The sequence below is a fragment of the Paenibacillus sp. FSL L8-0641 genome (assembly GCF_038006265.1).
Classification (GTDB): domain Bacteria; phylum Bacillota; class Bacilli; order Paenibacillales; family Paenibacillaceae; genus Paenibacillus; species Paenibacillus polymyxa_D.
Map to the genome: position 1 here is coordinate 1,311,101 of NZ_JBBOUW010000001.1, position 15,180 is coordinate 1,326,280.

Below are 15,180 nucleotides of genomic sequence, written 5' to 3' on the forward strand. Positions count from 1 at the left end.
GAAGCGATCCGTTTGCAGCAAATGGCTGAAAGTGGGATGAAGGCCACCTTTACTCATTACTGCTTGCCCATCCTGCTGGATACTCTTCATTGCTCCATTTAGTTAGAATTTCTAAAATGGCATATCGAAATTCAAACATTTACCATCCTCAAAACCGATATATATGTGAGTATTTTGTATCAATCCCAAAAAGGCTTTCAAATCAGTAATATAGAGATCGAAGCGATCTAGTTCGTTTATATATTGTATTTTTGAGCGTTGGGAATGGAATTATGCAAGTTACTGATATGGAAATAGAGATAGAAAAGGGGAATCACGATGAGAAAAGCAGGGATGATTTTGCTGGCAGTATCCGTGGTATGTGGAGCGGTGGTGGGAACTACGTTAAACACTGGAGAAACAGCAGTAGCGGCAAATGTAACGACGAACAACACTTGGAAAAATGCTAAAATTATAGACGTGATCGACCGGAATAACTACATACTGGATGATGGTTCTTTATGGAGAAAGAGTATAGATGGCCCGGCTATTGAGAAATTGAATTTGAAGGGCATTACAGGCAGCAAAGACAAGAGTCAAGGTTATTATGGCTGGACTGAGGACGGGAAGGTAGCCATCTGGGATGATAACTCCGACCCAAAAGTGACGACCCAATCTTCAGGAGTAAAGGAGATTACCGGAGAGGGTCTGGCTATTAAAACCGATGGGACGATCTCCTGGGGAAGAGAACAGGTCGAGGGAATATCGGATGCTATAGACGGTGATAAGGTAAGTACCTACTTTACGGTTCTTACTCGATCCGGTGATGTATGGTATTCCACAGGGTACGCAGAATCTAAGCCCCGCAAGATAGGTCATGTAGATGGTGCGCTTGATATCAAAATGAGTACGGCGTATGCTGCAATACTTAAGGAAGATGGTCATGTCACGATGCTGGATATGCTGACCAATGAACCGCCACGTGAAGTGGGAAGTGATATTACTTCGATATTGTGGAAAAAAGGTACACATGTCTTGATTACTGTACATCGCGACGGGACGGTATGGAGCTATGATCGGCTGAAAAAATATCCTGCGGTGCAACTTAGCGGATTATCTAATGTTGCAAGGTTGGTTGATTCGCCTGACGAACTTTTTGCACAATTAAAGGATGGCTCTTGGGTCGGCTATAAGGACGGAACCACGACTGCGCTAAGTTTGCCTACATTAACGGGTATGTCCTTGTTGACGACCTCCAAAGAGGCTGCCATCGGCGATACGATTCAATTAAATGTACAAGAGACGTATTCGAACGGTTATCGACTAACACGTCATCCCGAAGCTAGTGAGATTGAAGTGGAGAAACCACAGGTTGCCGAGCTACAGCAGAATGGTTCCGGTACACTCAAAGTAAGGGGCATTGGCAGCACAGCCGTATCTCTGCGGAACGAAGGTATACCCTCTTCTTTTACACTAAAGGTATCGTCTGACCAAACCTTGACCGGGGCGGCTATACTAAACGGCAGTGTGTATTTGCCTGTGCAGTCTGTGTTCAAGACGCTGGGTGGATCTGTTACCGTGGCAAACCAGGCATTTACGATCAAGCTGGGTAAAAACAATATCGTACTCCAAAAAGGGAGTTCCACCGCGATAGTGAATGGTAAACCTGTTGCACTGAAGGGCAAGGTTCAAACGGTTAACGGACAGGTTGTATTCCCGGGAACATTACTGACCGATCTGAAGTTGGGCGGATTCAAATGGAATCGTGACCGTCAGCAAGGCGAATTATCTGTGGGCGCTACCAAGCTGGTCATTGAGACGCCGGAAACGGCTAAAATTATCAAAGCCATTGATCTGGGTAGTCTGTCCAAATTAATTGGCAAAACCTATTGGGTCAATAACTTCTATAACGCTGGAGAGCGATTTGGCAAGGTAACAGTTAGAGACATCGAAGTCAGCACAGACCCGAACGGTGTTAAATCTTACGAAGTTATTTTCCAGGGGGCTAATGGCGAAACTTATGACACGTTTTCCATTATCGGAGCTTCACGCATTCCACAAATGCTGTCTGATTCCGATCAATTTCTAACTTACGATCCGTACAACAAATACCAATGGTCGCAAGCCATCTGGAACAAGATTAAAAATAACGAGGTAAGCTTGGGCATGAATACGACGCAGGTGCAGTTCGCATGGGGAAGCCCAACAGTCAGAGAAAAGGGGGCTGCTTCAAACGGAACTCAAATCGAAGCCTGGGTATACGGCAATCGTAGTCTTTATTTCAAGGCAGTAGCTTTCGTAAATGGCAAAGTCATAGAAGTATGGCTGTAGGGTAGCTGATTTTCTATAACGGTTTGAAAGAGGTATCTCCAGATTCGTATATACGAATCTTGGGATGCCTTTTTTTCATTTAACAAAACTAAGCTCTTAATTTAACAAACTTAAGATATGATTCTTTATGTCATACATCTTGTTATATAGATAATAGCTCCGTAGAGAAAGTATGAAGAGCACAAGAGAAGAGAGGATCTGATTTAAGAATGAAATCGCTAAGGAAACCATTATCAGTTGCATTACTATCTTTACCCTTACTTCTAGGTTCCCTGGGTGGAAGTTATGCGAGTGCAGCAACCCTACCAACAGCGGTAACTCCAACAGAACCGTCGTGGGGATATTTCGTAGATCATTATAAAAATAATAGTTCTGCAAATAAGACGGAAAGCTCTAATCCGACTCTCGGGTTGCTCTCCGAATTTAATAAGCTTTGGACTCCCGGCGCTACCTGGGATACAGGTACCAAGCTAAACAGCAGCGTGCTGGACGCCAATATTCAAAAAGTGATTGATATCGCTGCCCGTCGCACTTCCAGTGAGGCCGATGCGGCTTATTTGGATGATCGCAGAAACCAGAGCTACAGTGTGATCGACGGGCTGGGTTCGCTCACTGATGTATATCGTAAGAATGCAGGTGCCACGACAACAATCAACGACATTCCGGCAGATGCCCTGACTAAGAAATACGAAGATGAGGGAACGAATGCTGGGAGTACAAGCTCCAATCTCGGCAACATCGTAAATCTGGTAAATACCTTGCGTGGAGAATACTCTACGACGAACCCGGCTAAGTCTTATTTTAGCTATCCTCGCCCGTTTCGCTGGAGCGATAACTCTGTAGTTGTTCCGAGCCTTATTCCCGCTCTCAAAGCTGATGCTACTAGCGATGGCGGCTTTCCTAGCGGTCATACCAATGCTGCGTATCTCAGTTCTATTGCTATGGCCTACGCCGTGCCGGAGCGTTATCAAGAACTGCTGACGCGAGCTTCGGAGCTGGGCAATAACCGTGTTGTTGCCGGTATGCATTCCCCGCTTGATGTTATGGGAGGGCGTGTCATGGCAACAGCGATGGCTGCTGCTATCCTGTCTGATCCAGCCAATAGCAGTTTGAAGAAAGCGGCTTATCAGGATGCTCGTAAACAACTGCTGTCTCAAAAAGGTACAGCTCCAGATCGGTTCAGCAATTATGCCACAAACAAAAAAAATTATAATCAACGATTAACATACGGATTCAGTCAGGTTAATCCAACCGCGACGCCTATGATAGTGCCTAAGGGAGCTGAGGTACTATTGGAGACACGCTTGCCTTACCTGGATAGCACACAACGTCGTTGGGTTTTGGCTACCACGGGGATTCCTTCCGGCTATCCTGTACTTGATGATGCTGAGGGATGGGGACGATTGAACTTGTTTTCCGCTGCGGATGGCTACGGTGCTTTCGCCAATAATGTGACGGTAAATATGGACGCTTCCAAAGGTGGTTTCAATGCATTGGATCGCTGGCGCAACAATATTTCTGGCGTTGGAAAGCTGACTAAAAAGGGAACAGGTACGTTGAAGCTAATGGGCAACAATACGTATTCCGGTGGTACACAGATCGACCAAGGTACTTTGGAGGGAACTTCGGACACGGCTTTCGGAAGTGGCGGAATTACGAATTACGGGGGAACTCTTCTTAAAAATGCTTCTGGGAAGCTGATTATTGGCGGAAATTACAGACAATCTGCCAAGGGAACACTTGAGCTTAACCTACGCACTAAAAATGATGTGCTCAAAATAAAGGGAGCAGCCATACTCAACGGAAAATTACGCCTGAACTTTTCTAACAAATATGTGCCGGCTAATGGTGCTACGATCTTAACTTATGCTAAACGAAATGGAGCATTTTCTTCCATTGAAACGGTAGGTTTACCAAGCAATTATAAAGTGAAGGTTATCTATACAGCTGACAGTGCTCAGTTGAAATTCACTAAGTAAAACGTAAGTAACTCTCTATACAACAATTGAAGTGCACCTTTAAAATACACGGGGATAAACCAGAAGGTTATTCCATTGTGTATTCTAGGGGTGCACTTTATTGTTTCATCAGGCACCAGTTGCTAGTATGCATTTATAATCAAGGATATAAAAAGGTCAAAATTTGACCTTAATGTAGTAAAATAATCCCGCTGTTTGAAAGCGCAGTCATGATATTCTTAAGAAGCCTATTTGATCAACGTTTTAATGATTCAGACTAACTAAGAGGAACAGAGGAAAGGAAGAGACTGATGAGTCTTGAAAAAGAATACGTTAAAATAGCCCAAGATGTCATTAAAGGGCTTGGCGGAGAAGACAATATTATTTCCATGGCACATTGTGCCACACGGCTGAGGCTGATTGTAAAAGATAGAGAAATTATTGATGATGAATTTATTGAGAATATTGATAAGGCCAAGGGCGTTTTCTTTACCTCTGGGCAATATCAAATTATTTTTGGAACCGGTACTGTAAATAAAGTATACGATGCCATGGTTGGCCAAAGCATATCTGCTACATCAAAGGCTGATTTGAAAGAGATGGCCTCCACTCAAGGTGATAATCGCTTCAAAAGAATGATCCGTGTTTTCGGGGATGTATTTGTTCCGATTATGCCTGCATTGGTAGCTACAGGATTATTCATGGGAGTTAGAGGCTTAGTAACTCAGCCTGCACTGCTCCAGTTATTTGGACTTACACCTGATCATATTTCTGCGAATTTCATATTGTTTACGCAAATATTGACCGATACGGCTTTTGCATTTTTACCCGTGTTGGTATGTTGGTCGGCCTTCCGGGTGTTTGGTGGATCACCACTATTGGGGATATTGATTGGATTAATGTTAGTAAGTCCTTCGTTGCCTACATCTTGGGATGTCGCTCAAAAAGTTCAGGAACCACTAGTGTTTTTCGGATTCATTAAAATTGCAGGCTATCAGGGCTCGGTTTTGCCTGCTTTCATAATAGGTGTCGTGGGGGCGATGCTGGAGAAGAAAATCAGAAAATCAGTCCCGGATGCATTGGACTTAATTCTGACACCGTTTCTGACATTATTAATAACACTGGTATTAGGATTGTTCGTGATTGGTCCCATTTTTCACGAGGTGGAAACTTTAATATTAATGGGTGTTACCGCCATTTTAAAATTACCATACGGCATCGGCGGATTTATTTACGGTGGCATCAATCAGATTATTGTAGTTACCGGACTGCACCATGCCTTAAACCTGATTGAAATACAGATGTTAGTAGGCAATGGTTGGAATATGGTGAACCCGATCAGTTCAGCGTCGATTTGCGCACAAGCGGGTGCTGCATTGGCTGTTGGTCTAAAATCTAAAAATGTAAAAACCAAATCCATTGCGTATCCTTCTACCTTGTCTGCGTTATTGGGTATTACAGAACCCGCTATCTTTGGGGTGAACATTCGATATGGCAAACCGTTCTTGATGGGCTTGATTGGCGGAGCGGTTGGCGGTTTCTTCGCACGTATATTTAATGTTCAAGCAACGGGCATGTCAATCACAGCCCTACCGGGAATGTTATTGTACCTGAACAATCAGATATTCATATATATCTTAGTTTGTGTAATCGGCTTTGCTGTGGCATTTGCACTAACGTGGATCTTTGGGTTTAAAGAAAAAATAGATCACAAATAAAATGATGTGGGGAGAATCATGGACAACAACACACTGCTTAAAAAATTGGACAGCCTTTCAATAGAAGAGAAAATAGGCCAGCTCATCCAACTGACCGGTGATTTTTTTGAAGGGGATATAGACACTGTTGTGACGGGTCCTTTAAAAAAATTAGGGTTAAACGCCGGCTACAATATATATAACACGGGCTCCATATTGAACATCACTAATCCAGAAAAAATTATCCAACTGCAAACGGATTATTTGGAAAAATCGATTCATAAAATTCCGCTGCTGTTCATGGCAGATATTATCTATGGGTATCGAACCATCTTCCCGATTCCGATTGCACAAGCATGTAGTTGGAATTATGAGAGTATAGAACATGCAGGTTCGATTGCTGCCCAGGAATGTTATGACGAAGGTGTGCACGTGACCTTTTCCCCCATGGTAGATATCGTTAGAGATCCTCGTTGGGGGCGGGTGATGGAATCGCCTGGAGAGGATACTTTGCTAGCGAAAAAATATGCTGAAAGCATGGTTCAGGGGATCCAGGGGAGAAACTTGGAAGGAATCATACCAACGAATAAAATTGCCGCTTGCGTCAAACATTTTGCCGCTTATGGGGCACCTGTCGCTGGACGTGAGTATAACGCCGTGGATATGTCGGAGCACACGCTGCGAGAATATTATTTGCCAGGATATCAAGCTGCAATCGAGGCGGGGGCAAAGCTTGTTATGACGGCCTTTAATACCCTGAATGGCGTTCCTGCAACAGGAAACGAGTGGCTTAACCGCGACGTGCTAAGACGAGAGATGAATTTTAATGGTGTGTTGATCTCGGATTACGCCGCTATAGAAGAACTGATCATGCACGGTTATGCCGAAGATGAGGCTTCCGCCGCAAGGCTGGCATTGTTGGCTGGTGTTGATGTGGATATGAAGACAGCAGTATACGCCAATCAATTGGAGAAAGTAGTATCTGATAACGAGCATATGCTGGGGCTGTTGAATGAAGCGGTATACCGTATTTTAAAGCTGAAAAATGATTTGGGGCTGTTTGAGGACCCGTTCCGCGGATTACAGGAAACCGTTCAGCGGTCGAGAAACAGCATTCTGTCAGATGAACATAAAAAAGCCGCGCTGTCCTTGGCTGAAGAATCCGTCGTCTTGCTGAAAAATGAGAATCAACTGCTGCCATTGTCTAAACATACCAAAGTAGCTTTAATCGGTCCTTACGCAGATGAAAACTCCACCCTGGGTATGTGGGCCATTAAGGGGGATGAGGCGGATACCGTCAATTTGAAAATGGGATTATTAAAGCATGTTGATCCCGACAATCTCTCGGTTTGCAAAGGGGCGCACATGCTTCCTGCTAATGCAAGAGAAGCCCTTGGCAAATATGCGGACAAGCTGGCTGCTGAAACAGTCGATGAGGAGGCCCTGCTGCGCGAAGCAATCCGAAATGCTAACGAAGCGGATGTCATTGTCCTCGCCTTGGGAGAAAGTATTTATCAGAGCGGAGAAGGGGGATCACGAACGAACCCGACGCTTCCTAAGCCGCAAATGAAACTACTCCATGAATTAAGTTTACTGGGCAAAAAGACGGTTCTGATCGTTTATAGCGGAAGACCTTTGATTCTTACCGAAGTAGCCGGAAAAGTGGACGCTATTGTTCAAGCCTGGTATCCAGGAACGATGGGCGGAGAAGCACTGGCCAATATACTGTATGGGGAAGTCAATCCATCGGGGAAATTAGCCATGACCTTTCCACGGAGCGTGGGACAAATTCCGATGTCCTACAATGAGTTGAATACAGGCAGACCGAATTTAAAGGAAAATGGCTCTTATCGGTTTGCATCCCGATATATAGATGAAGTGAATGAACCCTTGTATCCATTTGGCTATGGCAAATCCTATACCTCATTTGAATACAGCCTATTAACAATTAGCCAAAAAGAAATGAAGAAAAATGAGTCAGTTGATATCTGTATTTCTGTCACCAACACTGGAATTTATGATGGAAAGGAAACGATCCAATTATACATTCGCGATAAATTTGCAAGTATTGCAAGGCCAGTGAAAGAATTAAAAGACTTTAAAAAAGTTTTTTTGCAAAGTGGCGAGACCCAAAATGTTGAATTTTCAATTCATGAAGAGATGCTTAAATTTTATGATCGTGAAATGCAATACAAAAGTGAACCCGGTGAATTTGATGTTTATATCGGGTCAAGCTCGCAGGAAATTTTGCTGAGTTTTAGTTTTGTTTTTTTACCGGAGGATGAGCATGAATAAAAGCGACGCGTATAACCTGAAATATCATATTACCCCTCCTTACGGTTTGCTCAATGATCCTAATGGACTTGCTTATTTCAATCATCAATATCATGTGTTTTATCAGTGGAATCCAAAAGGAACTGAGCATAAAAATAAATGTTGGGGCCATGTTGTTTCCAGCGATCTGGTGCACTGGCAAAGGAAAAGTGTCGCGCTGGAGCCTTCGGAATGGTATGACAAGGATGGCATTTATTCGGGCGGGGGCATTGTTCATAATGAAAAGCTGTATCTGTTTTACACAGGAAATGTAATCCGAGATGATGGAGTCAAAGAAAGCTATCAATGCGCCGCGATTTCGGAGGATGGAGAGTATTTTCAAAAAATCGGTCCTTTGTTTGAGCATCCACAAGGTTATACCAGGCATGTTCGAGATCCGAAAGTATGGAGAGACCAACACGGGAACTGGTGGTTGATTGTTGGTGCTCAGAGAGAAGATTTGACTGGAGATACACTTATCTACAAATCTAAAAATTTGTCCGATTGGGAATGCCAAGGATCATTTGTTGATCATGACCACCGATTTGGATATATGTGGGAATGTCCGGACGTACTTCATTTTGCCGAAAATGATGTTTTTGTTTTCTCTCCTCAGGGTTTACCGGAGAGAGGCGAATATTATAAAAATCCTAATCAATCGGGATATATGGTTGGCAAATTATCGAATACAGGCAAATTCAACGGGGACCTTTCCGATTTTAAAGAGCTTGATCGAGGATTTGATTTTTACGCTCCACAATCATTCAAAGTTAATGACAGAACCATTATGTTCGGATGGATGAGCGCCATGAATGAGGAAGCGGAGAGGGCTGTCCCGACCATTCAGGAGGGCTGGATTCATGCATTAACACTTCCTAGAGAAGTTGTGCTGATGAACGGTGTGTTGTACCAGAAACCATTGCCGGAATTACAATTGTTAAGGCTGGATGGCATGCATTACAAAGGGGAAATTCAAAGTAGTAGTGAGTGGGTGCTGCCTTCTACACAAGCGGAGCTAATTGTTGATTTTTCCTTACTGACAGAAAATTTTAAAATGATCATAAGGGATGCTGTGCAAATTGACTATGATCAGGAACAAAACAGTCTGACCGTTTGGAGAACAAACTGGTTGACTGGCGAGAGAGAGTACAGAAGAGCAACATTAAATAATAAGCTTGCAGAAATGCAAATATTCATTGAAAGCTCAAGCCTGGAGATCTTTGTGAATGAGGGTGAAGAAGTGTTTTCCCTGCGTTATTTCATAGAAGATGCAGACCAAAGCAATGTATTACTTGAGGCAGGAGACAATGTAGGAGAAGTTAGAATGTATCAGTTGCAGGAATGTGTAGGGTAACATTTTTTTGCTTGCCGGGTTGCAAGCAGGTTAAGGAAGGCTGTTCATTATCCCGTTTGCGGGAAGAACTGCCTTCTTTTTTATTTTTGGTCCGTTGAATAGATTCTGCTTGTCCGGGCATTTTACTATCGGTATAGTATGAGTATTAGTATAAAAGTTTATGCCTTAATATAGAATACAGATGAATTACTCATGGCTGGCTGATGAGGTGTGGTGATGAAAAAAATATATGAACATATCGAAATAGACAGAAAAAAAATGATTAACCTTTTTATGTTCCAATCCAGAGATACAGAAAGAGTCATTCCTATGCATTTTCACAGCAATATGGAGTTGATCTACTGTACAAGTGGAAGTCTAAAGGTGTGGCATGAAGGAAAAATAACTATTTTGATGGAAAAGGATGCGCTATTCATTAACAGCAATGTTCCGCATTCCACGCAGAGCATTACGGAGAACCAGGTTATAGTGCTGCAATTTCCAGACACTTTCTTTGCCAATGAACAAGTAATCATCCATTTAAACACGCAAGAGAAACAAGTTGAAGAACCTATAATCTCTAAATTAAGAGGATTGTTTATGGATATATATGATCTACATATTTCCAAAAGCAAATACGACTACATTTTAGAGCAAAGCCGAATTATTGAACTGAAATATTTGCTTGTCAATCATTTTAGTCAGACGACAGACATTCCACCGGAAGTATTCAGTGAAAAGCAACAAAAGATAAAGACAATCATGGACTTTATTAAAGAGCATTATACTGAAAATATTAGCTTGGCCAAAACGGCCCGTATCTGCGGTTATTCGGAGGCTTATTTGTCGCGAATGTTTCATAAATATACAGGCCAGACGTTTACCGAATACAAGCAAATTCTTTGTTTGGAGAAGGCGATCGATTTACTGGATTCAACTAATAAGTCACTTACAGAAATTTCTTACGAGGTCGGGTTTCCAAACGAGAAATCTTTCAGAAAAGCTTTTAGAGAAGTTATGGGTAAAACACCGTATGAATATAAAAAATCAAGATTTGATCTGGATGTGTAATGCCACAAGCGTGCACAGTCTCCTTTCAGTAAAACGAAGGGGTTGTCTCTGAGTCATTTGATGACTTTAGGACAACCCCTTGATATTTACGCTATGTCAGAAGAGTTATTAGCTTAACGGTTATCAATCTTTTCCGGGTACATATCATGGTTCATCATACGGTGCTCCGCTATCTGTTCATACTTCGTTCCTGGCTTGCCGTAGTTGGTATACGGGTCGATAGAGATGCCGCCGCGTGGCGTGAATTTGCCCCATACTTCAATGTAGCGAGGGTCCATCAGCTTAATCAAGTCATTCATGATGATATTGACGCAGTCTTCATGGAAGTCGCCGTGGTTACGGAAGCTGAACAGGTACAGCTTAAGGGATTTGCTTTCTACCATTTTAATATCGGGAATGTAGCTGATGTAGATGGTTGCAAAATCAGGTTGTCCTGTAATCGGACACAGGCTGGTGAACTCCGGGCAATTGAACTTTACAAAATAATCCCGATAGGGATGTTTATTATCAAAGCTTTCGAGAATGGCGGGATCATAGGCAAAAGTGTATTGTGTGCCTTGATTGCCAAGCAGGGTAACATCGGTCATTTCTTCGGGTGTTCTTCCGGTCATATGGATAAGGCTCCTTAAAGTAAGTTGGTTTGGTAAAAGAGAGAGGGAGTTATGGTGGTGGGAGGTCGCTCCGCGAATGATTTGAGTCTCCGCTTCGCTGCCGACCGCCGTCATCACCATAAAGTCCTACTCGTTTACGTGTAGGTTGGGATAGAAGTGAGTAATGCTCTCCTTTGTGTATCACATACAGTGCATACGGAATATATTACATATAAGTGTTATACGCCGCGTTTGTTGCCCCATACGAGGGTGTGGAGCTGCGGGAGTACTCTTACATGGTTTAGTAGGGAATCGTCCATGACACGGTCGATAAGCCATTCATAACGATGGAGTAGAGACTCCGCTATCTGTCCGGTATTCTCCGTGTTTACATCTGGATTACCCGTCTGAAGGAACAGCGGTACGTGTGGATAGCGCTCGTGAACAGTGCGGGCATAGGCAAGATCGGTGTCATCGAAGATGACGACCTTCAAGCTGCAAGCTCCGGTATAGAGCCGCGCAGATTCATTAGCGGGTTCCTTCAAGTCTGTTGCGATTGCGACGTGGGACGTCGCTCGGGACTCATAAGCCATTTTCCGGTTCGACAGACGGTCGATAATATCATCCAGCACGTCCCAGTTGGTCGTCATACCCGAGCTGGGCGGTTTCGGGGACAGGGTTACCTCATCGATATCGTACAGCCATTCCTGCCAACGGGAGCCTTGTGTTTCGACAGCGGTGGCAATGCCTTGACTGCGTAGCAGGGTGATTAGCTCCCCAAGCTGCGGTAGCAGGGCAGGATTGCCTCCAGAAAGGGTCACATGCGAAAAGCGTTCGCCGCCGATGGCCTTCAGCTCCTGCCAAATGTCCGTGGCACTCAGACGACGGATCTGATCCTTGGCGCTGCCGTCCCAGGTAAAGGCGGAGTCGCACCACGAGCAATGGTAATCGCAGCCTGCGGTACGAACAAACATCGTTTTACGACCAATGACCATACCTTCGCCCTGAACAGTGGGACCAAACACCTCCAGTACGGGAATAGGGGCTATTTGGGTGCCGTGGGAGGCTGTCATGGGTTGGTGAGTAGTCACGGTATTACTCATCGAGCATCCACTCCCGTCGGAACTCGGCGTAGCTGGTAGGTGTCTCGAACAACCGTACAAACTCGGTACGTCCACTTTCGACACGGTTGCAGTATGCATCCGAGGTCAAGGCTGACTCCATTTGTTCAAAGATCCAGACGACCATATTTTCCGCCGTTGTATTCATTGGAGGAAGCGTCTCATTCAAGTAACGGTGGTCCAGAAAAGGCTCAATCCGCTCTTTCCAGATCGTTTTGATGTCACCAAAATCTAGCGTTAGACCCGTTTCGCCCGGTATGCCACTTATGCCAAATACGACGATATAGGTATGTCCGTGCAGATTTTTGCATTTGCCTTCGTAGCAGTGCAAATGATGTGCTGCATCGAACGTAAATTGTTTGCTGACGAGTACACGTTTGCGGTGATAACGCAGCTGAGAGTGCTCAATGTCTGTCCCAAACTGCTGGAGCTTGTCGACAATGCGAAAGGTACCTGGCTCACGCATGACCTTCAACTCCTTGGGATGAAGCTCCGCGCACCGCGAGATATTGCTCCAGTCCGGCACGGCGAAGTTTGCAAGCAGGGCATTCGCCACAGCCGTCGCCAATGATGCCGTTATAGCACGTTAGTGTACGTGTTCTTACAAATTCAAAAGCTTTCAGCTCATCGGCCATGTGCCAAGTTTCGGCCTTGTTCAACCACATAAGCGGGGTATGAATCACAAAGGGATAGTCCATCGAAAGGTTTAGTGTGACGTTCAGCGATTTGATAAAGGAATCCCGGCAATCGGGATAGCCGCTGAAATCCGTCTCACATACGCCTGTAATGATGTGGCGCGCTCCTTTTTGCTTGGCGAGAACTCCCGCGAAGCTCAGAAACAGTAGGTTGCGACCGTCTACAAAGGTGCTAGGCAGTTCGCCTTCCTGTTGAGTAATGTCAATGTCTGTGCGTGTGAGGGCATTAGGGGCTAGTTGATTAAGCAGGCTCATATCCAGTACCGTTTGCGGAACACCCAGTTCGCGGGCGATTCCAGCGGCTACTTCGATTTCCTGCTTGTGGCGTTGACCGTAATCGAACGTCACAGTTTCTACTTCAGCAAAATGTTTTTTTGCCCAAAATAAACAGGTTGTGCTGTCTTGGCCGCCGCTGAATACGACGACTGCTTTTTCGTTTGCAAACATAAAAAAACCTCTCGATCTTCTTGGAATGGTGCAAGACACAAGTCTTGTCACTTGGAAGAAGGAGAGTTCTTGAACCGACTTCAACAAAAAACAGGCCTTGCCCCGAGAAATCATTTTTCTTGCGGAGGACAAAGCATCGTTAGTTTTTTATAGAGGGAGTTCGCGAACCTCTCCCATGCATGACGCATGGATTTTCTTCATTAGTATCTGCCACGAGGACAGACGGCTTTAGCATTGTCATTATAGCATGGCAGGGCTATTTGATAAACACTCCACCAAATGGAATGACTTCCCTTAAAAATCGCTTGATCACGCCATCGTCGTTCATATCCTGTTGGAGCCGCCGATGATGCTCCCCGGCATGGAATAGTACGGTACCCTGTCCGGTCATTTTAAAATGATAGTTCATATGCTGGCTGGCCAGATGGTTGCCGTACACGGTCAACTCCAGATGGGCGTTTTCGGGATAGGCAATGACGCTGCTCGCATCCACATATATCGGTTCTGTCGGATGAAGCTGTTCCTGACACACCAATCCCTGCGTCAAAAGACCGATTTGACCCACACCATCAAATTTCATTTTTATAACATCACGGCTAAACAACATGTTTTTCATGCTTAGCAGCTTAGTACGCATTTGAATACCGGAGCTGTACCAGAACAGGTTGCGAAAATCGTATAACAGATCATCACTTCCTTCAAGCTTAATCATTTTTAGACTAAAGCCAGGTGGAAGTGCGGCAATTAGGCGACAAGCTCCTGTGAAATCGGCCTGAATCAGTTTGTGTTTGCGATACATGCCCTTAATATTCATCAGTTTATCACTGCGGCCTGAGCTGGGTCCGCGGTATGCGATGATTTGCTGCGGATGCAGAACGTGCAGCTTTTCTCCTTCCGCCAGATCGAGCGTTACGACCGAACCGACGCTTTCATCATGGTGTTGTCCTGCTTGTATGTCCATTCAGACCTTTCATCCTTTCAGACAGTTAGTATCTTCCCGAACGTCGACGCATCCCGTAACGCAACAGTCGGATACCGATAAAATAACCGGCCAGCAGAATTATAGCTGTGATGATGAGCATTTTATTTCGATGTGAAGCCTGATCGCGCTGGGTTTGAAGATTTTTTAATTCTGTGACTGTGTCAGTCAGCTTGCGGTTTTGCTCCAGCAATTGGGCGTTTTGCTCTTGATAGGCTTCTAAGCTGTTACGGGCCTTTTCCAGATCCTCCTGTGTTTGTCGATAGCTTTCCTTGAGCTGATATACATCACCAGGTAACCGCGAAAATTGCTCGAAGCCCTGATATACATCATCCCAATAAGCAGCATGTACTTCGGGTACACGAGTTATCCCAAAAATAAACAAAAGTGCTATAGCAGCGCAGACAATGCGGCGATACAAAGCAAAGCGACAAGTTGGTCGTGCCAAGAGATGTTCCCCCTTTTGATAAACCAAGATGTTAGATGATATAGATCATTACCCATATGACATGGTTACGTATAATATAACGATACGGATGCAGATTTTAGAAGAAACGGACGACAAATACGGAGAAAATGTTCTCAAAAAAGTCGATATATGAGTTTAAGTGTACCAAAAAACGGGTATATCAAGGAAGCGGCAACATTCCGGCATTTTTTCTAGCA

General features: G+C 44.3%; 12 protein-coding genes and 1 riboswitch. Of the genes, 6 read left to right on the forward strand and 6 right to left on the reverse strand.

The window, feature by feature from the left end; genetic code table 11:
- Window positions 1–318: 318 nt before the first annotated feature.
- From MKY16_RS05875 to MKY16_RS05900, 6 genes are all read left to right on the forward strand, one after another.
- On the forward strand, window positions 319–2,310 hold the full coding sequence (locus MKY16_RS05875) for a copper amine oxidase N-terminal domain-containing protein (protein WP_340954564.1): 1,992 nt from the start codon (window positions 319–321) through the stop codon (window positions 2,308–2,310).
- A gap of 209 nt (window positions 2,311–2,519) precedes the next feature.
- Window positions 2,520–4,289, forward strand: coding sequence for an acid phosphatase (locus MKY16_RS05880; protein ID WP_340954565.1), 1,770 nt, complete (start codon window positions 2,520–2,522; stop codon window positions 4,287–4,289).
- Between the two features lie 290 nt (window positions 4,290–4,579).
- Window positions 4,580–5,986: a sucrose-specific PTS transporter subunit IIBC gene (locus MKY16_RS05885; RefSeq protein ID WP_069011536.1), complete on the forward strand. Its 1,407-nt coding sequence runs from the start codon at window positions 4,580–4,582 to the stop codon at window positions 5,984–5,986.
- A gap of 18 nt (window positions 5,987–6,004) precedes the next feature.
- Window positions 6,005–8,260, forward strand: coding sequence for a beta-glucosidase BglX (gene bglX / locus MKY16_RS05890; RefSeq protein WP_340954569.1), 2,256 nt, complete (start codon window positions 6,005–6,007; stop codon window positions 8,258–8,260).
- The gene (locus MKY16_RS05895) at window positions 8,253–9,632 is read left to right on the forward strand and encodes a glycoside hydrolase family 32 protein (RefSeq protein ID WP_340931546.1); all 1,380 of its coding nucleotides are present in this window, start codon (window positions 8,253–8,255) and stop codon (window positions 9,630–9,632) included. The genes bglX and MKY16_RS05895 overlap by 8 nt, the downstream gene beginning before the upstream one ends.
- A 216-nt stretch (window positions 9,633–9,848) precedes the next feature.
- Window positions 9,849–10,682: an AraC family transcriptional regulator gene (locus tag MKY16_RS05900; RefSeq protein WP_029516146.1), complete on the forward strand. Its 834-nt coding sequence runs from the start codon at window positions 9,849–9,851 to the stop codon at window positions 10,680–10,682.
- Window positions 10,683–10,795: 113 nt separating this feature from the next.
- Here the strand turns inward: MKY16_RS05900 and queF are convergent, their stop codons facing one another.
- The 6 genes from queF to MKY16_RS05930 all read right to left on the reverse strand — a co-directional run bounded on the left by queF (window position 10,796) and on the right by MKY16_RS05930 (window position 14,962).
- Window positions 10,796–11,293, reverse strand: coding sequence for a preQ(1) synthase (gene queF, locus MKY16_RS05905; RefSeq protein ID WP_013309106.1), 498 nt, complete (start codon window positions 11,291–11,293; stop codon window positions 10,796–10,798).
- Window positions 11,294–11,511: 218 nt separating this feature from the next.
- Window positions 11,512–12,375 carry a 7-carboxy-7-deazaguanine synthase QueE gene (gene queE, locus MKY16_RS05910; protein WP_340954571.1) on the reverse strand — a complete coding sequence of 288 codons (864 nt, stop codon included), beginning with the start codon at window positions 12,373–12,375 and terminating at the stop codon, window positions 11,512–11,514.
- Complete coding sequence (gene queD / locus MKY16_RS05915; RefSeq protein WP_069011540.1) at window positions 12,368–12,859, reverse strand: 6-carboxytetrahydropterin synthase QueD; 492 nt, start codon at window positions 12,857–12,859, stop codon at window positions 12,368–12,370. Before queD ends, queE begins: the two co-directional genes overlap by 8 nt.
- On the reverse strand, window positions 12,852–13,535 hold the full coding sequence (queC, locus tag MKY16_RS05920; RefSeq protein WP_069011541.1) for a 7-cyano-7-deazaguanine synthase QueC: 684 nt from the start codon (window positions 13,533–13,535) through the stop codon (window positions 12,852–12,854). The genes queD and queC overlap by 8 nt, the downstream gene beginning before the upstream one ends.
- 133 nt (window positions 13,536–13,668) lie before the next feature.
- Window positions 13,669–13,712: riboswitch (PreQ1 riboswitch) on the reverse strand.
- A gap of 79 nt (window positions 13,713–13,791) precedes the next feature.
- Window positions 13,792–14,496: an AIM24 family protein gene (locus tag MKY16_RS05925; protein WP_069011542.1), complete on the reverse strand. Its 705-nt coding sequence runs from the start codon at window positions 14,494–14,496 to the stop codon at window positions 13,792–13,794.
- A 25-nt stretch (window positions 14,497–14,521) separates the two neighbouring features.
- The gene (locus tag MKY16_RS05930) at window positions 14,522–14,962 is read right to left on the reverse strand and encodes a hypothetical protein (protein WP_023987365.1); all 441 of its coding nucleotides are present in this window, start codon (window positions 14,960–14,962) and stop codon (window positions 14,522–14,524) included.
- Window positions 14,963–15,180: the final 218 nt, after the last annotated feature.

What these genes read in the sequence shown, in the direction of transcription:
- MKY16_RS05895 (WP_340931546.1), top strand. Translation starts at nt 8,253, where the DNA reads ATGAATAAAAGCGACGCGTATAACCTGAAATATCATATTACCCCTCCT.
- MKY16_RS05885 (WP_069011536.1), top strand. Translation starts at nt 4,580, where the DNA reads ATGAGTCTTGAAAAAGAATACGTTAAAATAGCCCAAGATGTCATTAAA.
- MKY16_RS05900 (WP_029516146.1), top strand. Translation starts at nt 9,849, where the DNA reads ATGAAAAAAATATATGAACATATCGAAATAGACAGAAAAAAAATGATT.
- bglX (WP_340954569.1), top strand. Translation starts at nt 6,005, where the DNA reads ATGGACAACAACACACTGCTTAAAAAATTGGACAGCCTTTCAATAGAA.
- queC (WP_069011541.1), bottom strand. Translation starts at nt 13,535, where the DNA reads ATGTTTGCAAACGAAAAAGCAGTCGTCGTATTCAGCGGCGGCCAAGAC.
- MKY16_RS05925 (WP_069011542.1), bottom strand. Translation starts at nt 14,496, where the DNA reads ATGGACATACAAGCAGGACAACACCATGATGAAAGCGTCGGTTCGGTC.
- MKY16_RS05880 (WP_340954565.1), top strand. Translation starts at nt 2,520, where the DNA reads ATGAAATCGCTAAGGAAACCATTATCAGTTGCATTACTATCTTTACCC.
- queF (WP_013309106.1), bottom strand. Translation starts at nt 11,293, where the DNA reads ATGACCGGAAGAACACCCGAAGAAATGACCGATGTTACCCTGCTTGGC.
- queD (WP_069011540.1), bottom strand. Translation starts at nt 12,859, where the DNA reads ATGCGTGAGCCAGGTACCTTTCGCATTGTCGACAAGCTCCAGCAGTTT.
- queE (WP_340954571.1), bottom strand. Translation starts at nt 12,375, where the DNA reads ATGAGTAATACCGTGACTACTCACCAACCCATGACAGCCTCCCACGGC.
- MKY16_RS05875 (WP_340954564.1), top strand. Translation starts at nt 319, where the DNA reads ATGAGAAAAGCAGGGATGATTTTGCTGGCAGTATCCGTGGTATGTGGA.